Source organism: Nocardioides sp. TRM66260-LWL (assembly GCF_020075545.1).
Classification (GTDB): Bacteria; Actinomycetota; Actinomycetes; order Propionibacteriales; family Nocardioidaceae; genus Nocardioides.
Map to the genome: position 1 here is coordinate 1,181,915 of NZ_JAIQZK010000001.1, position 22,522 is coordinate 1,204,436.

General features: G+C 74.1%; 22 protein-coding genes. 12 read left to right on the forward strand and 10 right to left on the reverse strand.

Going from position 1 to position 22,522, the window contains the following annotated elements; all coding sequences use genetic code 11:
* Positions 1 to 65 precede the first annotated feature (65 nt).
* The 7 genes from K8Z61_RS05650 to K8Z61_RS05680 all read left to right on the forward strand — a co-directional run bounded on the left by K8Z61_RS05650 (position 66) and on the right by K8Z61_RS05680 (position 7,482).
* Entirely contained in the window at positions 66 to 995 is a 930-nt protein-coding gene (locus K8Z61_RS05650) for an FKBP-type peptidyl-prolyl cis-trans isomerase (protein WP_224127292.1), read from the forward strand.
* Positions 996 to 1,029: 34 nt separating this feature from the next.
* Positions 1,030 to 2,016 (forward strand): YafY family protein, encoded by a 987-nt coding sequence (locus K8Z61_RS05655; protein WP_224127294.1) that lies wholly within the window; start codon positions 1,030 to 1,032, stop codon positions 2,014 to 2,016.
* On the forward strand, positions 2,013 to 3,080 hold the full coding sequence (locus K8Z61_RS05660) for a YafY family protein (protein WP_224127296.1): 1,068 nt from the start codon (positions 2,013 to 2,015) through the stop codon (positions 3,078 to 3,080). The genes K8Z61_RS05655 and K8Z61_RS05660 overlap by 4 nt, the downstream gene beginning before the upstream one ends.
* Before the next feature lie 44 nt (positions 3,081 to 3,124).
* Entirely contained in the window at positions 3,125 to 3,385 is a 261-nt protein-coding gene (tatA, locus tag K8Z61_RS19230; RefSeq protein WP_224127297.1) for a twin-arginine translocase TatA/TatE family subunit, read from the forward strand.
* Between the two features lie 92 nt (positions 3,386 to 3,477).
* Positions 3,478 to 4,245 (forward strand): twin-arginine translocase subunit TatC, encoded by a 768-nt coding sequence (gene tatC / locus K8Z61_RS05670; RefSeq protein WP_224127298.1) that lies wholly within the window; start codon positions 3,478 to 3,480, stop codon positions 4,243 to 4,245.
* A gap of 34 nt (positions 4,246 to 4,279) precedes the next feature.
* The gene (locus tag K8Z61_RS05675; protein ID WP_224127299.1) at positions 4,280 to 4,699 is read left to right on the forward strand and encodes a hypothetical protein; all 420 of its coding nucleotides are present in this window, start codon (positions 4,280 to 4,282) and stop codon (positions 4,697 to 4,699) included.
* Positions 4,696 to 7,482, forward strand: a complete 2,787-nt coding sequence (locus K8Z61_RS05680) for an RNA helicase (protein ID WP_224127300.1) — start codon at positions 4,696 to 4,698, stop codon at positions 7,480 to 7,482. Before K8Z61_RS05675 ends, K8Z61_RS05680 begins: the two co-directional genes overlap by 4 nt.
* A 28-nt stretch (positions 7,483 to 7,510) precedes the next feature.
* Here K8Z61_RS05680 and K8Z61_RS05685 read toward each other — a convergent pair whose 3' ends face one another.
* On the reverse strand, positions 7,511 to 8,167 hold the full coding sequence (locus K8Z61_RS05685; RefSeq protein WP_224127302.1) for an NAD(P)H-binding protein: 657 nt from the start codon (positions 8,165 to 8,167) through the stop codon (positions 7,511 to 7,513).
* A gap of 36 nt (positions 8,168 to 8,203) precedes the next feature.
* The gene (locus tag K8Z61_RS05690) at positions 8,204 to 9,145 is read right to left on the reverse strand and encodes a 5'-3' exonuclease (RefSeq protein ID WP_224127304.1); all 942 of its coding nucleotides are present in this window, start codon (positions 9,143 to 9,145) and stop codon (positions 8,204 to 8,206) included.
* Between the two features lie 90 nt (positions 9,146 to 9,235).
* Here K8Z61_RS05690 and K8Z61_RS19235 point away from each other — a divergent pair, with 90 nt between their 5' ends.
* A complete protein-coding gene (locus tag K8Z61_RS19235; RefSeq protein WP_224127306.1) occupies positions 9,236 to 9,700 on the forward strand; it encodes an Lrp/AsnC family transcriptional regulator in 465 nt (154 codons plus the stop codon).
* 11 nt (positions 9,701 to 9,711) lie between these two features.
* Here K8Z61_RS19235 and K8Z61_RS05700 read toward each other — a convergent pair whose 3' ends face one another.
* The 5 genes from K8Z61_RS05700 to K8Z61_RS05720 all read right to left on the reverse strand — a co-directional run bounded on the left by K8Z61_RS05700 (position 9,712) and on the right by K8Z61_RS05720 (position 15,813).
* Positions 9,712 to 11,178 (reverse strand): KamA family radical SAM protein, encoded by a 1,467-nt coding sequence (locus K8Z61_RS05700; protein ID WP_224127308.1) that lies wholly within the window; start codon positions 11,176 to 11,178, stop codon positions 9,712 to 9,714.
* A gap of 61 nt (positions 11,179 to 11,239) precedes the next feature.
* Entirely contained in the window at positions 11,240 to 11,890 is a 651-nt protein-coding gene (locus K8Z61_RS05705) for a hypothetical protein (RefSeq protein ID WP_224127309.1), read from the reverse strand.
* A complete protein-coding gene (locus K8Z61_RS05710; RefSeq protein WP_224127312.1) occupies positions 11,887 to 13,497 on the reverse strand; it encodes an amidohydrolase in 1,611 nt (536 codons plus the stop codon). The genes K8Z61_RS05705 and K8Z61_RS05710 overlap by 4 nt, the downstream gene beginning before the upstream one ends.
* Positions 13,494 to 15,074 (reverse strand): AMP-binding protein, encoded by a 1,581-nt coding sequence (locus tag K8Z61_RS05715; RefSeq protein WP_224127313.1) that lies wholly within the window; start codon positions 15,072 to 15,074, stop codon positions 13,494 to 13,496. The genes K8Z61_RS05710 and K8Z61_RS05715 overlap by 4 nt, the downstream gene beginning before the upstream one ends.
* Positions 15,067 to 15,813, reverse strand: a complete 747-nt coding sequence (locus K8Z61_RS05720; RefSeq protein WP_224127314.1) for an enoyl-CoA hydratase/isomerase family protein — start codon at positions 15,811 to 15,813, stop codon at positions 15,067 to 15,069. The genes K8Z61_RS05715 and K8Z61_RS05720 overlap by 8 nt, the downstream gene beginning before the upstream one ends.
* A 65-nt stretch (positions 15,814 to 15,878) precedes the next feature.
* On the opposite strand from K8Z61_RS05720, the gene K8Z61_RS05725 reads away from it, so the two are divergent.
* The 4 genes from K8Z61_RS05725 (at position 15,879) to K8Z61_RS05740 (ending at position 19,703) form a co-directional block, all read left to right on the forward strand.
* Entirely contained in the window at positions 15,879 to 16,511 is a 633-nt protein-coding gene (locus tag K8Z61_RS05725; RefSeq protein WP_224127315.1) for a TetR/AcrR family transcriptional regulator, read from the forward strand.
* A gap of 413 nt (positions 16,512 to 16,924) precedes the next feature.
* On the forward strand, positions 16,925 to 18,448 hold the full coding sequence (gene lnt, locus K8Z61_RS05730) for an apolipoprotein N-acyltransferase (RefSeq protein WP_224127316.1): 1,524 nt from the start codon (positions 16,925 to 16,927) through the stop codon (positions 18,446 to 18,448).
* Complete coding sequence (locus tag K8Z61_RS05735) at positions 18,445 to 19,209, forward strand: polyprenol monophosphomannose synthase (protein WP_224127317.1); 765 nt, start codon at positions 18,445 to 18,447, stop codon at positions 19,207 to 19,209. The genes lnt and K8Z61_RS05735 overlap by 4 nt, the downstream gene beginning before the upstream one ends.
* Positions 19,209 to 19,703, forward strand: a complete 495-nt coding sequence (locus K8Z61_RS05740) for an FxsA family protein (RefSeq protein ID WP_224127319.1) — start codon at positions 19,209 to 19,211, stop codon at positions 19,701 to 19,703. The genes K8Z61_RS05735 and K8Z61_RS05740 overlap by 1 nt, the downstream gene beginning before the upstream one ends.
* Positions 19,704 to 19,728: 25 nt before the next feature.
* Here K8Z61_RS05740 and K8Z61_RS05745 read toward each other — a convergent pair whose 3' ends face one another.
* From K8Z61_RS05745 to K8Z61_RS05755, 3 genes are all read right to left on the reverse strand, one after another.
* On the reverse strand, positions 19,729 to 20,109 hold the full coding sequence (locus K8Z61_RS05745; RefSeq protein WP_224127320.1) for an RNA polymerase-binding protein RbpA: 381 nt from the start codon (positions 20,107 to 20,109) through the stop codon (positions 19,729 to 19,731).
* Between the two features lie 160 nt (positions 20,110 to 20,269).
* On the reverse strand, positions 20,270 to 21,631 hold the full coding sequence (locus K8Z61_RS05750; protein ID WP_224127322.1) for an MFS transporter: 1,362 nt from the start codon (positions 21,629 to 21,631) through the stop codon (positions 20,270 to 20,272).
* On the reverse strand, positions 21,628 to 22,476 hold the full coding sequence (locus tag K8Z61_RS05755; RefSeq protein ID WP_224127324.1) for a glycerophosphodiester phosphodiesterase family protein: 849 nt from the start codon (positions 22,474 to 22,476) through the stop codon (positions 21,628 to 21,630). Before K8Z61_RS05755 ends, K8Z61_RS05750 begins: the two co-directional genes overlap by 4 nt.
* Positions 22,477 to 22,522: the final 46 nt, after the last annotated feature.

Below are 22,522 nucleotides of genomic sequence, written 5' to 3' on the forward strand. Positions count from 1 at the left end.
CCACTCGTAGGATGCCCGCGGGCGCGCGTCGCCCGTCCGCCCGCACCCCGACGAAGGATGACCCGGTGACTGCCTCCCGCTGGAAGCTGGCCCTCGCCCTGCCCGTGCTGCTCGTGCCGGCCCTGGCCGGCTGCGGCGGCGACGACTCCGCCGCCACCGCGAACGGCTTCGACGCGGTGAGCATCAGCGGCCAGGTCGGCTCCGAGCCGACGATCGACTGGAAGGGGCAGATGTCCGCCTCCTCCACCGACACCCGGACCCTCGTCCAGGGCGACGGACCGGCGCTCACCAAGGACGACACCGCCTACATCGGCCTGACGGTCGGCAACGGCTACGACCGCAAGGTCTCCTTCACCAGCTACAAGAAGGGCGTGGGCGGCCAGAGCGTCGACCTCGGCGACGGCAAGACCCTGCCGGTGCTCACCTCCGCGCTGGTCGGCGCGAAGGTCGGCTCCCGTCTCGCGATCACCGCGAACGCGCAGGACGTGTTCGGCGAGGCCGGCAACCCCGATCTCAAGATCGGCAACCAGGACCCCATCGTCCTCGTCGTCGACGTGCTCGGCCCCTACGCGCCGACCGGCTCGTACCCGGCCGCGGCGAAGGGCACCGTCCCGGGCGTCACGCAGAAGGACGGCACGCCGACCGCGCTGGTCTTCGGCGCGAAGAACCCTCCGAAGGGCCTGCAGGTCACCGTCGTGAGCAAGGGCACCGGCCCGAAGGTCACGAAAGACGGCGGCGTCGAGGTCGACTACCTCGGCCAGGTCTACGGCGCGTCCAAGCCGTTCGACGAGAGCTTCAGCAAGAAGCCGATCAGCCAGCCGGTCGCCGGTTTCGTCAAGGGCTTCACCCAGGCGCTCGTCGGCGTGCCGGCCGGCAGCCGACTGCTCGTCTCGATCCCGCCGTCCCTCGGCTACGGCAAGGACGGCAACGCGCAGGCGAAGATCAAGGGCACCGACACGATCGTGTTCGCCATCGACGTCCTCGGCGCCTCCTGACCCGCCGACCCGCCGGCCCGGGGAGGAGGGGACGATGAGCGCACGCAAGACCGAGCGGCTGCTCAACCTGCTCATCATGCTGCTCGTGCAGCGCCACTACGTCCCGAAGTCGCGCATCCGCGCGATCCTCTACGCCGACGCCGGCGACGAGGCCTTCGAGCGGATGTTCGACCGCGACAAGGACGAGCTGCGCAGCCTCGGCGTGCCGATCGAGGTCGGCCAGCTCGACCCGCTCTTCGACGACGAGCCCGGCTACCGCATCCGGCCGGACCGGTTCGCCCTGCCCCCGATCGCGCTCGAGCCCGACGAGGCCTCGGTCGTCGGGCTCGCCGCGCGGGTGTGGCAGCACGCCAAGCTGGCCGAGGCCACGGGCGAGGCCGTCCGCAAGCTCACCGCGGCCGGGGTCGAGGTCGACCTCGGCGCCCTCGACATCGCCGAGCCCCGCCTCACCGCCGACGAGCCCGCCTTCGACGTCTTCTGGGACGCCGCCCTCGCGCGGCGCGAGGTGGTCTTCGACTACCGGCGCGGCCCGGCGGCCGAGGTGCGCACCCGACGGCTCCAGCCGTGGGGCGTCGTCCGCTCCTCGGGCCGCTGGTACGCGGTGGGCCTCGACGTCGACAAGGGGGAGGAGCGGGTCTTCCGGCTCTCCCGGGTGGTCGGCGCCGCGCGCGCGGTCGGACCCGCCGAGGCGTTCGTCGTGCCCGAGGGCACCGACGTCCGCGCCGTGGCGCGCCGGCTGGCGCCGTCCGCGCCGCCCGAGCGCACGGTGCTGCTGGTCCGGCCCGGCGCCGGACACAGCCTCCGGGCCGACGCCGAGCCGGTGGCACGCGGCGTGGTCGGTCCCGACGGTCGGGACGACTGGGAGCGGATCGTGCTCGCGCGCGGCACGCTGGGCCTGGCCGACGAGGTGCTGGCCCACGGACCCGACGTCGTGGTCGAGGAGCCCGCCGAGCTGCGCCGGCGCGTCCGGGAGCGGCTCGAGGCCGCGCTCGCACCGGCTACGGACGGAGGCCCGCGGTGACCACCACCGGTCCGACCGGCCCGACCGCCCCGGCGCCGCGCGGCGCCGCGTCCAAGGAGCAGCTGGGACGGCTGCTCGCCCTCGTCCCCTACCTGCACGCCCGGGGCGCCGTGCGGCTCGACCGCGCGGCCGACGACCTCGGCGTCCCGCCCCGCCAGCTGGTCCGCGACCTCAAGGTGCTGCTGATGTGCGGGCTGCCCGGCGGCTACCCCGACGACCTGATCGACGTCGACCTCGACGCCCTCGAGGGGCCGCAGGCCGACGGCGTCATCCGGGTCTCCAACGCCGACTACCTCGCGCGGCCCCTGCGGCTGACGCCGACGGAGGCCAGCGCCGTCGTCGTCGCACTGCGCGCGCTGCGCGGTGGCGCCGACGCCGAGACGCGCGCGATCGTCGACCGCACGCTGGCCAAGATCGACGCCGCCGTCGAGGAGGGCGCCGACGCCGTCCGCGTGGGCGTCGTCGAGGCCGACGCCGACGCGCTGGAGCGGCGGATCGACGAGCTCGCCGCGCGACTCGAGGCAGCCGCCGCCGAGCACCGCCAGGTGCGGCTCTCGTACTTCGTGCCCGCCCGCGACGAGGTCACCGAGCGGACGGTCGACCCGCGCGGCGTCGTGACGGCCGAGGGCCACCGCTACCTCGACGCCTGGTGCCACGTCGCCGATGCCCCGCGGCTGTTCCGGCTCGACCGCATCCGCAGCGCGGAGGTCACCGACGTCCCGGTCCTGCGCGAGCCCGAGCCGCCGCGCGACCTCGGCGAGGGTCTCTTCGCGACGCCCCAGGCGACGATCCCGGTCACGCTGCGGCTGCAGCCCGATGCGGCCTGGGTGGTCGAGTACTACCCGGTGCAGGACGTCCGGGAGCTGGGGGACGGCGTGCTCCAGGTCGTGCTGCCGGTGGCGGACCCGCGCTGGCTGACCCGTCTGCTGCTGCGCCTGACCCCGGCCGCCGAGGTCGTCTCCCCGGTCGGCCTCGGCGACGAGCACCGTGCGGCGGTGCGGGCCGCTGCCGCGCTCTACGGAGCCGACGTCCCATCCGAAACCTCATCCGGCGTCGTAGACTGACGAAGGCTCGTCCGAGCCGCGTAGATCGACTGGAGCTGAACCCCATGAGCATTCCCCTGATCGCCATGCCGCAGGGCGCCGAGTGGCTCGTCATCCTCGCCATCGTGGTGCTGGTGTTCGGCGCTGCGAAGCTGCCCGAGCTGGCCCGCAGCTCCGGCCAGGCGCTGCGCATCTTCAAGGCCGAGACCAAGAGCCTCCGCGACAACGACGACTCCAAGGCGGCCACCCCGACCGCCGAGCTCCCGGGAGCCGAGAACACCCCGGCCGCCGCCGAGGCCGAGCGCACCGACCCCAAGAACGTCTGAGCGACACCCGCACCTGACCGATGTCGACGATCTCCGGCGTCGTCGGCCTGTTCCGCGGTCGACCGGTTCACCCGGTGGGCGCGGACGGCCGCATGGCGCTCTCCGACCACCTGCGCGAGCTCCGGGCCCGCGTCCTGAAGGTGGTGCTGGTGCTGGTGGTGACGCTGATCGCGTCGCTGTTCTTCTTCAACCCGCTCTACGACTTCGTCTACGGGCCGTACCAGCAGGCCGCCGCCCAGCTGCCCGCCGGCAGCACCCAGGCCACCACCAACGGCGCCGGCGGCGGCCTCATGCTCTACCTCAAGCTGTGCGGCTTCGCCTCGCTGCTGATCACCTCGCCGTTCTGGCTCTACCAGGTGTGGGCGTTCATCCTCCCCGGGCTGCACAGCCACGAGCGGCGCTGGAGCCGGCTGTTCATGGTCGTCTCGACCCCGCTGTTCGCGGTCGGCGTCGTGCTCGGCTACGTCACCCTGCCCAAGGGCCTCGAGGTGCTGATCTCGTTCAACCCGCCGGGCATCGTCAACCTCGTCGAGTTCAACGAGTACCTGCAGTTCTTCACCCGCACCCTGCTGGTCTTCGGCCTCGCCTTCGAGATCCCGGTCTTCGTGGTGCTGCTGAACCTCGCCGGCATCGTCAGCGGGGCGGCGCTGGGGCGGTACCGGGCCTGGGTGATCGTCGGCATCTTCGTCTTCGCCGCGGCGGCGACCCCGTCGACGGACCCCTTCACGATGACCTTCATGGCCGTCCCGATGTGCCTGCTGTTCTTCATCTCCGAGGTCATCGCGCGGTTCAACGACCGGCGCAAGGCCGCCCGCCGCGTCGGCGCCGGCCTCTCGCCCGACGAGCCGTCCCCGCTGTGATCCGCCGCGCCGGCGCGGAGGCCGGGTCGGACGCGTGAGCGAGGCCTGGTCGGAGGTCGACCCATTCGAGCTGCCCGAGTGGCTCGGCACCGACGACGTCCTGTGGCGCGCCTGCGACGGCGCGTCACCGGCGCACCACCTGACCGTCGGCGAGCTCGTGTGTCCCGGCGGGCAGGTCGTCGGCTGCGACCTCGCAGCGATCGACGAGGCGTACCCGGCGCCGGTCGCACCCGAGGCCGTGCGTCAGCGGGTGCACCTCGCCTGGCGCTCCGGCGAGGTCGCGCTCCTGTCCTCGCCCGACGGCAGCGGGCGGCTGACCCTGGGGGTCACCGGCTGCACCTTGGACGCAGCCGTCACGATGGAGGCGATCGCCCGCCTGGCCCGAGCGGTCGGCACCTCGCCGGCCCGCTGGTCCGTCCAGTGGCGGCTCGCGGGCAGGGGAGGACGACGATGACCGACGAGCAGGAGCTCACGCCGGCGCAGCGGTACGCCGAGTTCCGCCGCAGCCAGGGCAACCCGGTCCTCCGCGACTTCCGGGCGATGCACGACTTCCCGCTCGACCCGTTCCAGGAGCGGGCCTGCGAGGCGATCGAGGCCGGCCGCGGCGTGCTGGTGGCGGCGCCCACCGGCTCGGGCAAGACCATCGTCGGCGAGTTCGCGATCCACCTCGCGCTGGCCACCGGTCGCAAGGCCTTCTACACGACGCCGATCAAGGCGCTGTCGAACCAGAAGTACGCCGATCTCGTGCGACGCTACGGCGCCGACCAGGTCGGCCTGCTCACCGGCGACAACGTCGTCAACGGCGAGGCGCCGATCGTCGTGATGACCACCGAGGTGCTCCGCAACATGCTCTACGCGGGCTCCTCGACCCTGCTGGGCCTCGGCTACGTGGTGATGGACGAGGTCCACTACCTCGCCGACCGCTCGCGGGGCGCGGTGTGGGAGGAGGTGATCATCCACCTGCCGGAGTCGGTCTCGGTGGTGTCGCTGTCGGCGACGGTGTCGAACGCCGAGGAGTTCGGCGAGTGGCTGGCCACGGTGCGCGGCGACACCGACACGATCGTGGAGGAGCGGCGTCCGGTGCCGCTCTACCAGCACGTGCTCGTCGGACGCCGCCTGCTCGACCTCTTCGCCTCCTCCGACGTCGACGCCTCCGCCGGGTTCGTCAAGGAGGGCGCCCCGGTCAACGAGGAGCTGCTCAAGGTCGCCCGGGACGACTGGGCGGCCAGCCGCATCCGCGATCGGCGCTCCCCTCGTGGACGCGGCGGGTCCGGGCGCGTGCAGCAGGTGGGCAACGGGCGCCGGGTGTGGGTGCCGAGCCGTCCCGACCTGATCGACCGCCTCCAGCGCGACCGGCTGCTGCCGGCGATCGTCTTCATCTTCAGCCGGGTGGCCTGCAACGCGGCGGTCACGCAGTGCCTCACCGCGAACGTCCGGCTCACGACGCCGGAGGAGCGCGACGAGATCATCGAGTTCGTCGAGACCTCCTGTCGCCACCTGCCCTCGGAGGACCTCCACGTCCTCGGCTACCACGACTTCCTCGACGGGCTCTCGCGCGGCGTCGCGGCCCACCACGCGGGCATGCTGCCGGTGTTCAAGGAGGTCGTCGAGGAGCTGTTCCTCCGCGGGCTGTGCAAGGTGGTGTTCGCGACCGAGACCCTGGCGCTGGGCATCAACATGCCGGCGCGCACCGTCGTCATCGAGAAGCTGACGAAGTGGAACGGCGAGAACCACGCCGACATCACGCCGGGGGAGTACACGCAGCTCGTCGGACGCGCGGGGCGGCGCGGTCTCGACACCGAGGGACACGGCGTCGTGCTCTGGCAGGCCGGCATGAACCCGCGCGAGCTCGCCGGCCTGGCCTCGACCCGCACGTACCCCCTGCGCTCGTCGTTCCGTCCCTCCTACAACATGGCCGTCAACCTGGTGCACCAGTTCGGACGCGAGCAGGCGCGGGTGCTGCTGGAGCAGTCGTTCGCCCAGTTCCAGGCCGACAAGGCCGTGGTCGGGCTGGCACGCCAGCTGCGCAAGGCCGAGGAGGCGCTCGACGGCTACGCCGAGGCGGCGGCCTGCGACCGCGGCGACTTCATGGAGTACGCCGGCCTGCGTCGGCGGATCAGCGAGGTCGAGAAGGGCGCGAGCCGGGCGCGGCGTGCCGACCAGCGCGCCGAGGCCGTCGAGTCCCTCGGACGCCTCAAGCCCGGCGACGTCATCGTCGTGCCGACCGGCAAGTTCGCCGGCTACGCGGTCGTCGTCGACCCGGGCTGGTCGCCCGAGGGCCCGCGGCCCTACGTCGTCACGCTGGAGCGTCAGGCGCGTCGCCTGGCGATGATCGACTTCCCGACGCCGGTGGAGGCCGTCGCGCGGCTGCGCATCCCGAAGCGGTTCGACGGGCGCAACCCGCAGGCCCGTCGCGACCTCGCCGCCGCGCTGCGCCAGCGCACCCAGGAGCTCGGCCCGCCGTCCGCGCAACGGCGCTCGGCCTCGTCCCAGCCCAGCGAGTGGGAGGACGAGGTCCGCGACCTGCGCGCCAGGCTGCGCCGCCACCCCTGCCACGACTGTCCCGACCGCGAGGACCACGCCCGGTGGTCCGACCGGTGGTTCAAGCTCGATCGCGACGCCGAGACCCTGCGTCGGCGCGTCGAGCAGCGCACGAACACCGTCGCGCGGCTCTTCGACCGCGTGTGCGACGTCCTCACCGCCCTCGGCTACCTGGAGGGCGACGAGGTCACCGAGCGCGGGGCACGGCTGCGCCGCATCTACTCCGAGCTCGACCTGCTCGCGGCCGAGTCGATGCGCGAGCGGCTGTGGGACGGCCTGTCGCCGTCCGCGCTCGCGGCGGCGCTCTCCACCCTCGTCTACGAGGCCAGACGCGCGGACGACACCGCCGCGCCGAGGGTGCCCGCCGGCCCCGCCCAGGAGGCGATCACCGGCATGGTGCGCCTGTGGGGGCAGCTCGACGCCCTCGAGAAGGACCACCGGCTCGACTTCCTGCGTCCCCCCGACCTCGGCTTCGCCTGGGTGGCCTACCGCTGGTGCGAGGGCGACGACCTCGACGACGTGCTGGGGGAGGTCGACCTCGCGGCGGGCGACTTCGTGCGCTGGATGAAGCAGCTGCTCGACCTGGCGGGCCAGATCGCGGACGCCGCCGGCGACTCCGCGCTGCGCACCACCGCGCGCGAGGCGGTGCGACGGATGCGTCGTGGCGTCGTCGCCTACTCGGCTCTGGCGGACTGAGGGTCCGCCGGAGCCGGCGGCGTCCGGCTCAGATCGCCGCGGCGACCGCGTCGGCGATCGGCGTGCTCCCGCCGACGAGCTCCCACTGACGACCGATCGAGCCCGGCTCGGCCAGCACCGCCACCACGGTCGCGGCGACGTCGGCCCGCGGGATCTCCGCGCGCTCGACCTCCTCGGCGAGGGTCACCGTGCCCGCGGGTGCGTCGTCGGTGAGCCCGCCGGGACGCAGGATCGTCCAGTCCAGCCCGCTGGCGCGCAGCGCGGCGTCGGCGTCGCGCTTGGCCTCCACGTAGGCCCGCCACACCGGCTCGACGTCGTCGCCGAGCGGTCGGTCGACGCCGATGGCCGAGATCTGGACGAACCGGCGGATGCCGGCCGCCTTCGCGGCCTCCTGGGACGTCACCGACGCCCCGAGGTCGACGGTGCGCTTGCGCTCGGCGTCGCCGTCGGCGCCGCCTCCGGCGGCGAAGACGACCGCGTCGCTGCCGGCGAACGCGTCGGCGTAGCCGGCGACGTCGGCGGACTCCAGGTCGAGCATGCGCACCTCGACGCCCTGGGCCTCCAGCGCGTCGCGCTGCTCCTCCTTGCGCACGAGGGCGATCGGCGTGTGACCGGCCTCGAGCAGCAGCGGGTGGAGCAGGCGGGCCACCTGGCCATGGCCTCCGACGATCGCGATGCGTGACATGCCCGCGACGCTAGGGCGTCCGCGTCCCTCGGCTGCTCACCCGAGCGCGGGGTCGCCCACGCGGGCCAGCACCGCGACGACCCGCGCCAGCGGCGACGCGGCGTTCAGGTGCTCCCCGAGCGCCTCGACGGCGAGCGGGTCGGCCGGCGTGGCCGCGAGGGCGAGCCGGTCGCGCGGGACGTCGAGGTCGCGGCGCACCGCGACCACCCGCGGGGCGACGTCGAGGTAGGCGGAGCCGTCGACGATCCGCCGGCGCTGTGCGGGGGTGAGCTCGGCCGCCGGGTCGGCCGCAGCCGCCCGGATGCCCGCGAGGTCGCCGAAGCGACCCAGCAGGGTCGCGGCGGTCTTCTCGCCGACCCCGGAGACGCCGGGCAGGCCGTCGGAGGTGTCGCCGCGCAGCGTCGCGAAATCGGCGTACTGCGAGGCCCGCACCCCGTACCTCTCCAACACCCAGGCCTCGTCGACCCGCTCGTGCCGACCGACGCCCTTGGCGGTGTAGAGCACCCGCACGCCCGCCGCGTCGTCGACGAGCTGGAAGAGGTCGCGGTCGCCGGTGACGACGTCGACCGGCATGCCCGCGCCGGTGGCCAGCGTGCCGATCACGTCGTCGGCCTCGGCCTCCGGCGCCCCGACCACGGCGATGCCGAGCGCGTCGAGCACCTCGCGGATCAACGGCACCTGCACCGCCAACGGGTCGGGCACCTCCTCGACGTCCGCGCCGGCCGGCACCTCCTCGACGACCCGGTGGGCCTTGTAGGTGGGCAGCAGGTCGACGCGCCACTGCGGGCGCCAGTCGTCGTCCCAGCAGCACGCCAGGTGCGTCGGCTCGTACTCCTCGGCGAGCCGCGCGATGAACTCCAGCAGACCGCGGACCGCGTTGACCGGCGTGCCGTCGGGCGCCTCGATGGGCGGCACCCCGAAGAACGCACGGAAGTAGAGCGACGCGGTGTCGAGCAGCATCAGGCGAGGGGCACGCATGGGGGGAGTCTCGCAGCACGTGACGCGCCTCGCGTCCCGCCGTCCCGCGACCCGCCGCGGGGCGTCGGCGCGCGCACTAGGGTGTCGCCGGTGAGCGAGGTCGAGACCACGGATCGTCGGATCCTGCAGCTGCTGGCGACCGACGGCCGGATGTCCTACACCGACCTCGGCCGGGCGACGGGGCTGTCGACCTCCGCCGTGCACCAGCGCGTGAAGCGGCTCGAGCAGCGCGGCCTCATCCTGGGCTACGGGGCGACGATCAACCACGCGGACGTCGGCATGCCGCTGACGGCGTTCATCGCGATCCGGCCGATCGACCCGTCCGCGCCCGACGACTGCCCCGACCGGCTGCAGGGCATCCCCGAGATCGAGTCCTGCTGGTCGGTGGCCGGCGAGGAGTCGTACCTGCTCAAGGTGCGCACCAGCACCCCGCAGGACCTCGAGCAGCTGCTCGGCCGCATCCGCAGCGCCGCGAACGTCTCCACGCACACGACGATCGTGCTCTCGACCTACTACGAGAACCGCCCCGTCACCGGGCCGCTCGAGATCTCCTGACGCCTGACGCGTCAGTACGCCTGCACGGCGGCCGTCGCGCGGGACGCCGCCGCCCGCGCCGTCGCGTCGAGGGTCACCTCGGCGTCGCCGTGCTGCGCGGCCCACCACGCCCGCCCGGACTCCGGGAGCGTGTGGATGGGGTCGTAGTAGTGGTACGGACGGTCGAGCGCACCGGCGTCGCCGGCCTCGAGCGACGTGCGGTAGTTCTTGGTCCACGACGAGATGCCGCGCTCGCGGTCGTAGTCGGCGAGCTGGTGCACCCAGCGCTTGCCGACGAAGGGGACGTCGCAGACGATGCGCGGGGTCGCGAAGCCGGGCAGGTAGCCCATGATGTGGTGCTGCAGCCGCTGCGCCTCGGCCACCGAGATCCGCCAGTGCTCCGCGAACGGGATCATGTCGCAGAGGTAGAAGTAGTAGGGCATGATCCGCGCGCCGTCGAGCAGACGGAAGCACAGGTCGAGCAGCGCGTGCGGGTCGGCGTTGACGCCGTCGAGGATCACGCCCTGGTTGCGGACGTCGCGGAGCCCGGCGTCCAGCATCGCCCCGGCCGCCCGCGCCACGATCGGCGTGATCGAGTGCGCGTGGTTGGCGTGGGTGTGCATCGCCAGCGAGACGCCCCGCGAGCGGGCCAGGGCGGCCACCCGGCCGATGCCCTCGACGACCTCCGGCTGCAGCCAGTGCTGGGGCAGGCCGACCAGGGCCTTGGTGGCCAGCCGGATGTCGCGGACGTTCTCGATCTCGAGCAGCGAGGTCAGGAACGCCTCGAGCCGCGGCCACGGCAGGTTCGCGACGTCGCCGCCCGAGACGACGACGTCGCGCACCTGCGGGGTGCGGCGCAGGTAGTCGAGCATGTCGGCGAGCCGGTCGTTCGGCTTGGCGACGAACTTCAGCTTCTCGACCGTCGGGGTGCTGGTGCCGACGAGGTCCATGCGCGTGCAGTGGCCGCAGTACTGCGGGCAGGTCGGCAGCAGCTCGGCGAGCACCTTGGTCGGGTAGCGGTGGGTGAGCCCCTCGGTCGCCCACATCTCGTGCTCGTGCAGCGAGTCGCGGGTGGCGAACGGGTGGGAGCCCCACTCCGTCAGCCGGTCGGAGAGCACGGGCAGCATGTAGCGACGGATCGGGTCGGCGTAGAGCGCATCGGTCAGCGAGCCGGGGCCGCGCGGCGCGACGTGGGGGACCATCGTGTTGAGCATCTGCGGCGGGACGAGCATCGTCATCGTCGCCCGCTCGGCCTGGTCGCGCGCGAGGTCGTCGTAGAACCGGTCGTCCACGAGGTCGCCGAGCACCTCGCGCAGCTGCGCGAGGCTCTTGACGCAGTGCGAGCGCTGCCACTGCGCGGACTCCCACTCCGCGGCCGTGACGTCGCGCCAGCCGGGGAACCGGGTCCAGTCCGGCTCGACCAGCTCGACGCGTCGGTACGGGTAGGGCTGGCCGGTCTCGTCCTCGACGAGGCGGGCGATGGAGTCGGCGATGCTCATGCACCGAGGCTAACGGAATCCTTACGGTCGCGCAGCCCGCCGACCGCAGATCTTCCTGTCTTCAGTGCGTCAGGGTCTCGAGCGTCCGTCGCGTCGCCGGATGATCCGCCGGGCACCCGTAGCGGTGCAGGAGGACGGCGCGCACGAGGTCGGCGGTCGGCGGCACCGGCTCCGGGCCCAGGGGCAGCGCCATCATCCGCAGCCACGGCTCGGAGCCGTCCTCGTGCGGCGGCCGGTACTCGCGGACCGGCAGCAGGGTCGCGCCGTTGCGTTGGTAGAAGGCGATCCGGCGCAGGTCGTCGCGGACCCTCGCCTCGGCCACGCCCGGCTCGTCGGGGTCCTCCACGTCCCAGGCCAGCACCGTGCGCCGCTCGGCGCGCAGCAGGTCGGCCAGGGCGCGCAGCGCCGCCGAGCCGACGCCGGCCCCACGCGGCCCGACGGCGAAGTACCGCAGGAACGTCCACCCGGTGTCGTCCGGCCCGTCCGGCGCGGCGCCGGCGGGCCGCAGGTCGCGGAGGAGGGCCAGGCCGAGCACCTCCTCGGACGCGCCGGTCGCGGGCACGAACGCGAGCATCCGGTCGACGAGCAGCGACGCGAACGGGGCGGAGAGCTCGTCGGGGAAGGCCTCGTCGTAGAGCGCGACGAGCCGTCGACGGGCGGCGTCGCCGAGGTCGTCCCAGGGGAGCGTGCGCAGGCTGGTCGGTGCGGTCATGCGCGGAAGACCTCCTCGCCGCCGAGGTAGGTGGCCAGGACGGGGATCTCGGCGATCGCCCCAGGGTCGCAGGTGACCGGGTCGTCGCCGAGCACGACCAGGTCGGCGAGACGACCGGGCTCGAGCGTCCCGCGCTCGTGCTCCTGGTGCGACGCGCGGGCCGAGCCGACGGTGAACGCGACCAGCGCCTCGAGACCGCTCAGCGCCTCCTCGGGCGCGAACGGCGTGCCGGCGTCGGTGCGCCGGTTGACGAGGTCGTGCATGCCCCGCAGCGGCGCGCCGTCGACGACGGGGCGGTCGGAGCTGCCCGGGAGGATGCAGCCGGCGTCGAGCAGGGAGCGCCCCCGGTAGGCCCACGGCACCCGGGTCGGACCGAGCGCGCGGAGCATGCCCTCGCCGATCTCGCCGACGAACCGCCCCTGCGGCACCGGCACGACGCCGAGCGCCGCGCACCGCGCCACCTGGTCGGCCCGCGCGACGCCGAAGTGCTCGATCCGGTGCCGGGGGTCGGGACGCGGCCAGCGCCGCTGGGCCTCCTCGTAGGCGTCGAGGACGAGGTCGATCGCGGCGTCGCCGATGGCGTGGGTGGCCACCCGCCAGCCCGAGCGGTGCGCGCCGAGGATCCGCGCGCGCAGGGCGTCGGCGTCGTCCTGGAGGTAGCCGGACTCGCCGGGGGTGTCGGCGAACTCCTCGGTGAGCGCGCAGGTGTGCCCGATCAGGGAGCCGTCGGAGAAGACCTTCACCGGACCGATCCGCAGCCGGTCGTCGCCGAGGCCCGTGCGCAGGCCGAGGTCGAGGCCGAGGCCGAGGTCGTCGTCGGGGTGGGCGTCGAGCGGACGCAGCACGTCGGCCGCGACCATCAGCTCGACGCGCAGCGGCAGGCGTCCGGCCTCGCGGGCGCGCTGGTAGGCGAGCAGCTCGACGGGGCTGCGACCGATCCAGCCGCCGCCGATGCCGGCCTCGACCACCGAGGTGACGCCCTGCGAGAGGCTCACGCGTCCGCCGCGCTCGATCGCGTCGACCAGGGTGTCGAGCGGGTAGGGGAGCACCAGCGCCCCCAGGAGCTGCTGGGCCTGCTCCTCCAGACGTCCGTCGGGGCGGCCGTCGGCGTCAACCGACACCCGCCCGCCGACGACGTCGCGGGGACGCTCGTCGAGCCCGAGCTCGCGCAGCACGGCGCCGCTCACCACGCACAGATGCCCCGAGGCGTGCTTGAGCCAGACGCGACGACCCGGCGCGACCCGCTCCAGGCCCTCGCGGGTCGGGTGGCCGCCGAGCTTGTTCTCGTCGTAGCCGGCGCCGACGATCCAGCCGTCCGGCGTGCTCGCCGCCCGCTCGGCGACCGCCGCGTAGAGCGCGTCGAGATCGCGGACGCGCAGGTCGAGCTCGCCCAGCGTCAGCCCGAACCAGGCGAGGTGCTGGTGCGCGTCGTGCAGGCCGGGCACGACGACTGCTCCGTCGAGGTCGACGACGCGCTCGGCCTCGACGTCCTCGTCGACGGCGAGCACGCGGCCGCCCCACACCGCGAGGCTGGAGGCGGTGCCCGAGTGGTCGGCGCCGGCCAGCGTCCGGATGCGGGCGTTCCGGAGCAGGAGGTCGGTCCTCATCGCGCGGCCTCCGTCGGCTCGGTCGGCTCGGTCGGCTCGGTCGGCTCCGTCGGCTCCGTCGGCTCCGTCGACTCCGCGGCGATCTCGGCGGCGATCTCGGCGCGCAGCGCGGACTTCTCCACGCGCAGGGACGCCGTGAGCGGCAGCTCGGCCCGCAGCGCCCACTGGCGCGGCACCTTGAACGGCGCGAGGCGCTCGCTGCACCACGTCTCGAGCGTCTCGGCCGCGGTGGCGTCGGGCAGCCCGGGTGCGACGACGTAGGCGCGCACCTCCTCGCCGCGCACCGGGTCGGGCACGCCGACGACCGCGGCGAGCCGCACCGCCGGATGCCCGAGCAGCACCTCCTCGACCTCCTGGGCGGCGATGTTCTCGCCGGCGCGCCGGATCATGTCCTTGAGCCGGCCGGTGAGGTGGTAGCGCCCGTGGTCGTCGACGCGGGCGAGGTCGCCCGTCGGGAACCAGCCGTCCTCGTCGAACGGCGAGGGATGGCCGAGGTAGCCCTGGAGCATGCCCGGGCCCCGCAGCCACAGCTGCCCCGCCTCGTCGAGTCGGGCCTCGCGATGGGCCGCCGGACGCCCCAGGCAGCCGGACCCCACCAGCTCGTCGTGCTCGGCGAGGTCGACGCGGATGTCCGCGCCGGTCTCGGTCATGCCGAAGGCCTCCAGCCACGGCACCCCGAACCGCTCCTCGAGCGCGGCATGCGACGCCGGTGGGATGGCGGAGCACTGCACGACCCGCACCCGGTGGCGCCGGTCGTCGGGGTGCTCGGGCATCCGCAGCAGCAGGGTCGGCATCGCGGCCAGGCAGTAGACGTAGGTGACCTCGTGCTCGCGGACCTTGGCCCAGAAGGTCGAGGGGTGGAAGCCGTCGAGACCGACCATGCGCCCGCCCGCCACCAGCGCCGCCACCGCGTTCCACTGCGGGTCGACGTAGTGGAACGGCTGCGCGGTCAGCAGCACGTCGTCCGGGCCCAGATGCGGGGTGCCGGTCACCAGCGAGTGCGCCAGCAGCGTCCAGTACCGCGAGGAGAGCAGACAGCCCTTCGGACGTCCGGTGGTGCCGGACGTGTACTGCAGGCTGACCACGCGGTCGGGGTCGGGCGCGAGCTCGGGGAGCGGCGACGTGCCGCCGTCGTCGAGGTCCACGGGCGCGACCACCTCGACGAGCGGTGAGAGCAGCGCACGGTGCTCGTCCCGGGCGACGACCAGCCGCGCCCCGGCGTCCGACAGCACGTGGCGCAGGTCCTCGGCGCGGTAGCGGACGTTCAGCGGCACCGTGAGCGCGCCGAGCCGCTGCAGCGCGAACCAGACCAGCAGCTGCTCGGCGGAGTTGCCGAGCATGACGCCCACCGCATCGCCCGCGGCGACGCCCCGCGCGGCCAGCCCGCGGGCCAGGCGGCGGGTGCGCTCGGCCGTCTCGGCCCGGGTGAGGTCCACCCGCCCCTGCGGCAGGTCGAAGGTCCAGAGCACCGCGTCGGCGCTCGCCGGGTCGCTCGCCGCCAGGTCGAGCAGCTGGACGAGGGTCAGCGTCGTCGGGTCCGCCGGCGCCCCGCCGCGCGGTCGCGCCGGCTCAGCCACGGCCGAACTCCGAGATCGGCGCGGCGCTCTCGCCGGTGAGCGTGGTGAGCACCGCGTGCTCGACCTCGCGGGCCATGGCGTCCTCCAGACCCTCGCCGAGGGCGCGGTCGAGCGCCTGCTTGGCCAGCGCGACGGCGGTGGGCGGGCGCTCGGCGAGCCGATGCGCGAGGGCCACGGCCTCCTCCAGGTGGGTCCCGGCGGGCACGCAGCGCGCGACCAGGCCGATCGCCTTCGCCTCGGCGCCGCCGACGCGCTCGCCGAGCAGGAGCAGCTCCTTGGCCCGCGCCCAGCCGACGAGCGCGGGCAGCAGGGACGAGATGCCGCCGGTCACCGACAGCCCGACGCCGACCTCGGGGAACCCGAACACGGCGTCCTCGCCGGCCACCACGACGTCGCAGCCCAGCGCGAACTCCGCGCCGGCGCCGAGGGCGTACCCGTGGACGGCGGCCACGACCGCTCCGGGGAAGCGGCGGATCTGCCGCGTGACGTCCTGGATGTCCTCCAGTCGTGCCCGGGACTGCTCCACGCTCTCGCGCGCGGGCGGCTCCTTGAGGTCGTGGCCGGCGCAGAACGCGCGACCCCGGCCGGCGAGCACCACGGCGCGTGCGCCGTCGTCGGCCGCGCGGCGCAGCGCGGCGGAGAGCCGGCGGGGGAGCTCGGCGTCGACGGCGTTGAGCCGCTCGGGCCGGTCGAGGTGCAGGATCGCGACGGCGCCGTCACGGTCGTGGTGGACGCTCACAGGTGCTCCGCTCGTCAGGGTCTAGGCTGTCGATCGATCGATCGACCACGCTAGCAGGAGGCCGCATGCCGCGACGCACGCCCGCCGAGCCCGAGCCCGCGCCGGACGCCGAGCCGGACGCCGCCGCGCGGATCCGCGAGGCCGCGCTCGAGCTGTTCGCCACCCGCGGCTTCCACGGCACCGGCATCCGCCAGCTCGCCGAGCGGGCCGGCCTGTCCTCGGCGACCCTCTACCACTACATGGGCACGAAGGAGGACCTCCTTGTCGCCCTCATGACCGGCGGGCTCGACCGGCTGATCGCGCTCGCCGAGGCCGTCGAGGCCGAGGAGCCCGATCCGCTGCGGCGACTCGCCGCGCTCGTCCGCCTGCACGTGCGCGAGCACGCCGAGCGGCCCCGTGAGACCCGCGTGGTCGACGACCAGATCGGCGTCCTGGACGGCGCGGCGAGAGATGCGGTCGTCGCCCTCCGGGACCGCTACGAGGACGTGTGGCGCCGCGCGCTCGACCCGCTGGTGGGCGACCCCCGCGTCGCCCTGGCCGACGCCGCGGCGGCGGCCCTCGCGCGCCGCGCCCTGCTGGAGATGTGCACCGGCGTCGCCCACTGGTACCGCGCCGACGGCGCGCTCCGACTCGAGGCGCTCGGAGAGGCGCACGCGGCGATGGCGCTGCGCCTCGTCGGAGCCACGTCGCCCCGGTGATCCCACGCGTCACACCGGTGACGGGGGGTCCGGCGTCGGCGGCCAGCATGCGGAATCCACACGACTCGGAGGTGAACGGACGGCACCGCGCTGACCTGCGGCGATGCACGTCGTCGCAGGTCAGCGCCCGGTTGACAGCGACCACGCCGGTTCGTGAGGGTGTGGCAGACCGCCCATGCAGATCGTGGCCGGTGGACCGACGTCCGAGTGGCCGTGTCGGAGGGTGAGGTGCCAGCACCCGTCCGACGCTGTTCGCGGAGGTCGGTCCGCCCCGCGAGGGCGCTCACGGGAGGACCCCCCGACCCCTAGACAACAGCCCGACCCCGGCAGCCGGTCGGATCCAGGGCTGGACCGAAGGCTCGGACGGGGTCCTCCCGGGATCTGCAGAGCGACCGCCCCGGTAGCGTGAGGGCGTGCTGCGTCGCCTCGTCGCCGCCCTGCTCAGCGGCGTCGCGCTCTCCCTCGCCTTCGAGCCGGTGGCGGCTCCCTACGTCATCCCCCCGGCGGTCGCGGGGTTCCTGCTGAGCGTGCGCGGCCTGCGGGCGCGCCGCGCGTGGCTGCCCGGCCTGGCGTTCGGCGTCGGCTTCTACTTCGTCCACATCTGGTGGATGCGCGCGGTCGCGACCGCCGCGTGGGTGGCGCTCGCGTCGGTGGAGGCGCTGTTCTACGCGCTGCTCGGCAGCGTCGTCGCCGCCCTCATGACCCGCCGCGCGTGGCCGCTGTGGTGCGCCGCCGCATGGACGTCGATGGAGGTCTGGCGCAGCCAGTGGCCCTTCAGCGGCATGCCCTGGGGACGCCTGGCCTTCGGCGTCGTCGACACCCCGGCCCAGGACGCCCTGCCCTACGTCGGCATGGTCGGCCTCAGCCTGCTGCTCGCGCTCGCCGGCTCGGTCACGGCCTGGCTGGCGGTGGCGGAGCGCCGGCGCGGTCCGGCGCTGGCGCTCGCGGGCGTCGTCCTGCTCCTCCTCGCGCCCGCGGTCCGGCCCTACCACCTGGCGCAGAGCGGCACCGCGACCGTCGCCGCGGTGCAGGGCAACGTGCCGGGCCCCGGCAACGACGTGCTCTTCGACGTGCGCGGGCTGGTCGCCAACCACGCGAACGCCACGGTCGACCTCGCGGCGCGGATCGCGGCGGGGGAGGAGCCGCGCCCGGACCTCGTGGTCTGGCCGGAGAACTCGACGGCCACCGACCCGCTCGGCGACCCGTACACGCGCGAGCAGATCGACCGGGCGGTCGCGGCCGTGGGCGTCCCGGTGCTCGTCGGCGGCATCGTCGACGACGGTCCGAAGCACGTGCTCAACCAGGGCATCGTGTTCACCCCCGACGGCGCGACGTCCGAGCGCTACACGAAGCGTCACCCGGTGCCGTACGGCGAGTACATCCCCTTCCGCGGCCTGATCGACGGGCAGTTCGGGCAGCTGCGCGCGATCCCGCGCGACATGCGGGCGGGCGATCGCCGCACCCCGCTCACGATCGGCCGGCTCTCGGTCGCCGACGCGATCTGCTTCGACGTCGCCTACGACGACGTCGCGCGCGACCAGATGACGCGCGGCGCGCAGCTGATGACGGTGCAGACCTCGAACGCCACCTTCGTCTTCACCGACCAGCTCGACCAGCAGTTCGCGATCACCCGGCTGCGCGCCCTGGAGACCGGCCGGTGGGTCGTCGTGGCGTCGACCAACGGCATCAGCGGCGTCATCGACCCGTCGGGGCGCGTCGTGCAGAGCGCCGACAAGCGCACGACCGCCGTGCTCGTCCAGCAGGTCGGGCTGATGAGCGGTGTGACGCCCGGCACCCGGTGGGGCCTGTGGGTCGGACGCGCCTGTCTGCTGCTCACCGCGGTTGGGCTCCTGAGGGTCCTCCTCGCGTATCGTCGGACGCTCACCGGGCGGGCCGTCGTCCGCCCGGAGCCGGACGACGAAGGAACACGCACGTGAGCATCGAGGGACTCGGACGCGCCGTCATGGTCATCCCGACCTACAACGAGGCCGACAACCTGGCCTGGATCGTCGGCCGCGTCCGGGCCGCACAGCCCGGCCTCGACGTGCTGATCGTCGACGACGGCTCGCCCGACGGCACCGGCCGTCTGGCCGAGGAGCTCGCCGCCGCCGACCCGGCGATCTCGGTGCTGCACCGCACGGAGAAGGCCGGCCTCGGCGCGGCCTACCTCCACGGCTTCTCGGTGGCGCTCGACGCCGGCTACGACGTCATCGGCGAGATGGACGCCGACGGCTCCCACCAGCCCGAGCAGCTCCACCTGCTGCTCGACGCCCTGGGCTCGGCCGACCTGGTCATCGGCTCGCGCTACGTGCCGGGCGGGTCGGTGGTCAACTGGCCGCTGCGCCGTCGGCTGCTCTCGCGCGGCGGCAACGTCTACGTCCGGCTCCTGCTCGGCATCGGCGTGCGCGACGCGACAGCGGGCTTCCGGCTCTTCCGTCGGCACACGCTGGAGAAGATCGAGCTCGACACCGTCCAGGCCACCGGCTACGTGTTCCAGACCGAGATGGTCACCCGCACGCTCAACGCCGGCCTCACGGTCCGCGAGGTGCCGATCGAGTTCATCGAGCGCGAGCGCGGGGCGTCGAAGATGAGCGGGGCGGTGGCCACCGAGTCGCTGCGCCTGGTCACGCGCTGGGGCCTGCAGCAGCGCCGCGAGCGGCGCGCGACCCGTCGTCGCGAGCGGTCCCAGGCGCGCTGATGGCCTCCCGGGGGCGGCGCCTCGCGTCCTGGCTGGTGCTGGCGTTCCTGCTGGTGCCGGTCGTGGAGATCTACGTGATCATCCAGGTCGGCCACGTCGTCGGCGCGGGCTGGACGGTCGTCCTGCTCGTCCTCGACAGCCTGATCGGCGCCTGGCTCGTGCGTCGCGAGGGGGCCCGGGCCTGGCAGGCCCTGCGCACCGCGCTCGCGCAGGGACGCATGCCCGCCACCGAGCTGGCCGACGCGGGGCTGATCCTGATCGGCGGCACCCTCATGCTGACGCCGGGCTTCGTCACCGACGTGGTCGCGGTGCTGCTGATCCTGCCCCTCACCCGCCCGCTCTTCCGTCGCCTGCTGGCGCGCGCGGTCGAGTCGCGGCTGGTCGTGCTCGGCCCCGGTCCGGGCGCCGGTCCCTGGGCCGGACCCCGCGACGCACGACGCCCCGGCGCCGGACCCGAGGGTCCGATCGTCCGGGGCGAGGTGATCGACGACTGACCGCGAGCGCGGTCGGCGTCACGCGTCAGGCAGGACGCCGCTTGGCGTTGGCCCGGTGCAGGTGCGCGGGGCCGATCTCGCCGCCGCGCAGCAGTTCGAGGCGCTCCTTGAGGATGTCCTCGAGCTCCTTCTCCGAGCGCCGCTCCAGGAGCATGTCCCAGTGCGTGCGCGCCGGCTTCTCGACCTTCTGCTCCGGCTCGATGCCGGCCGTGCTCAGGGCCTCGGAGCCGCAGCGCGGGCACTCCCAGGTCGCCGGGATGTCGGCCTCGACCGACATCGTGATCTCGAACTCGTGCTGCTGCGGGCAGCGGTACCCGACCTGCTGACGAGCGGCGAACTCGATGCCGCGCTCGTCCTCGAAGGACTGACCCCCGAGTCGTGCTCCGCGCAGTGTGCGCTCAGCCATGAGGCACCTCCGTTCTCTCTGATCCCCCATGAGGACGGACCCGGAGGCCGCCGAGAGCGGCAGGCTCCGTCGCCCGTCGAGTCCTCAACGGTAGCCATCGGCCGAGGATTCCGGAAAGTGACGAAGGGGTGGCCACCGGACCACGATTCACAGTCGGCTCTCAGGTGGAGCGGCCGCGGACCGGCACCTGGTTGCCCGCCTCGCGGATGCCGCGCTCGGGATCGAGGCGCAGGAGCAGCAGACCGCCGACGACGAAGAAGACCACCAGCGCGAACAGCGCGGGACGGTAGGAGCCGGTGAGCTGGAAGACGACGCCGAACAGCAGCGTCCCGAACCAGCTGGTGCCGCGCTCGGCGGCGTTGTAGAGCGCGAAGTACTCGCCCTCGCGGCCACGGGGGATCAGCAGCGAGAAGAACGAGCGGGAGAGCGCCTGGGTGCCGCCCATGACCAGGCCGATCGCCACGCCGGCCACGAGGAACGGCACGACGTCGCCGGCAGGCAGAGCGATCGCCAGCACGACGATCGCGGCCCACGCGACCGTGCCCCACAGCAGGCACCGGTACGCCCCGTGCCGCGCGGCCAGGCGGCCGAAGAGCAAGGCGCCGCCGAAGGCGACGAACTGGATCATCAGGATGGTGCCGATGAGCACCGAGTCGCCGAAGCCGAGCTGCTTGGAGCCGAACGTCGAGGCGCTGGCCACCACGGTCTGGATGCCGTCGTTGTAGAAGAGGTACGCGACGAGGAAGGTCAGCGTCATCGTATAGCCGCGCAGCTCGCGGAGGGTGCGGCCGAGCTGGCCGAAGCTGCGGTCCCACAGCCCGGAGTCGGGGCCCTGCGGCAGGGTCGGCGCGTAGTCGCGCAGGCGGACGAACGGGATGATCGTGAACCCGGCCCACCACACCGCGGCCGACAGCATCGAGAGGCGCACGGCGAGCTCGGTGGAGAGGCCGAAGGCGTCGTGGCCGAGCACGACGACGAGGTTGAGCAGGAGCAGGAGGCCGCCGCCGAGGTAGCCGAAGGCCCAGCCGCGGCTGGAGACGGCGTCGCGCTCGTCCTCGGTGGAGATCTCGACCAGGATGGCGTAGTAGCTGACCAGCGAGCACCCGGCCAGCAGCGAGGCGAGCACGACCGCGATCGCCCCGATCTGCCACTGGTCGTCGCGCATCCAGAAGAGCATCGAGGCGGCCGCCGCCCCGGCCCAGGCGAAGCCGGCCATGTGCCGCTTCTTGTGCGCCGAGCGGTCGACGAGCGCGCCGACGAGGGGGAGGACGAGCGCGCTGGCGATCGTCGCGAAGCTCGTGAGGTACGACGGCAGCGAGCCGGCCGCGACGTGCAGCCCGAGCACCGAGAGCGTGCGGCTGCACGGGTCCTCGTCCTCGGCGCAGCCGGCGGCCCGGCTGGCCACGGTGATCATGTACGGCGCGAAGAGCACCGTCAGCACGGTCGTGTAGAAGGCGGAGTTCGCCCAGTCGTACCAGTTCCAGGCCCGCTGCTCCCGTCGGCGCTGCGCCGCGGACGTCACGCGTCGGCCTCGGGCCAGGCGCCGTGCTCGCGGAGCACGTCGCGCAGGACGTCCGTGCGGTCGGTCATCAGGCCGTCGACGCCGAGGGCGAGCAGCCGGCGCATCTCCGCGGGGTCGTCGATGGTCCACACGTGGACGTGCGCGCCGGCGGCATGGGCGCGTCGGACGAGGCCGGCCGTGACGACGGGCAGCCGCAGCGGGCCGATCCGCTGGGCCGGGGGCACCTGGAGCGCGGCGACCCGCCCGCCGGTGACGAGCCGTGCGATCCGCGCGCTCGGCACCAGGACGAAGGTCGCCACCTCCCAGGGCGAGGCCGAGGTGGCCACCCGCCCGCCGGTCAGCCGACGGAAGCGCGAGAGCCGACGGCCGGAGAACGACCCCACCAGCACCCGGTCGTGCCAGCCCCGCTGCTCGACCAGCGCGGCCAGGGGTGCCACGGCGTCGGCCGCCTTGAGGTCGAGGTTGAACCGCACATCGGGGTGCGCCTCGATCAGCTCGACGAGGGTCGGCACCGGCTCCGAGCCGCCGATGCGCACCGAGCGCAGTCGCTCGAGGTCGAGGTCGCGCACCGCGCCCGCGTGCCCGGCCACCCGGTCGAGCGAGGCGTCGTGGACGGCGAGCAGCACGCCGTCGCGCGTGGCGTGGACGTCGGTCTCCAGGTGCCGGTAGCCGAGGCCGACGGCGTGGGCGAACGCCCGCGCGGTGTTCTCGATGCCGCCGAGCGCCGCGAGCTCGGGGTGCCGCGCCCCGCCCCGGTGCGCGAAGGCCAGCACGGCCCCCTGACGGAGGCGGACGTCGTCGAGGTACGCCCAGCCGGTGCGGGGCGGTCCGGACCGGCTGCTCACGCGGCTGAGTATGCCGGTCCGGGCCGTCGTCGCGCGGCGCCGGGAC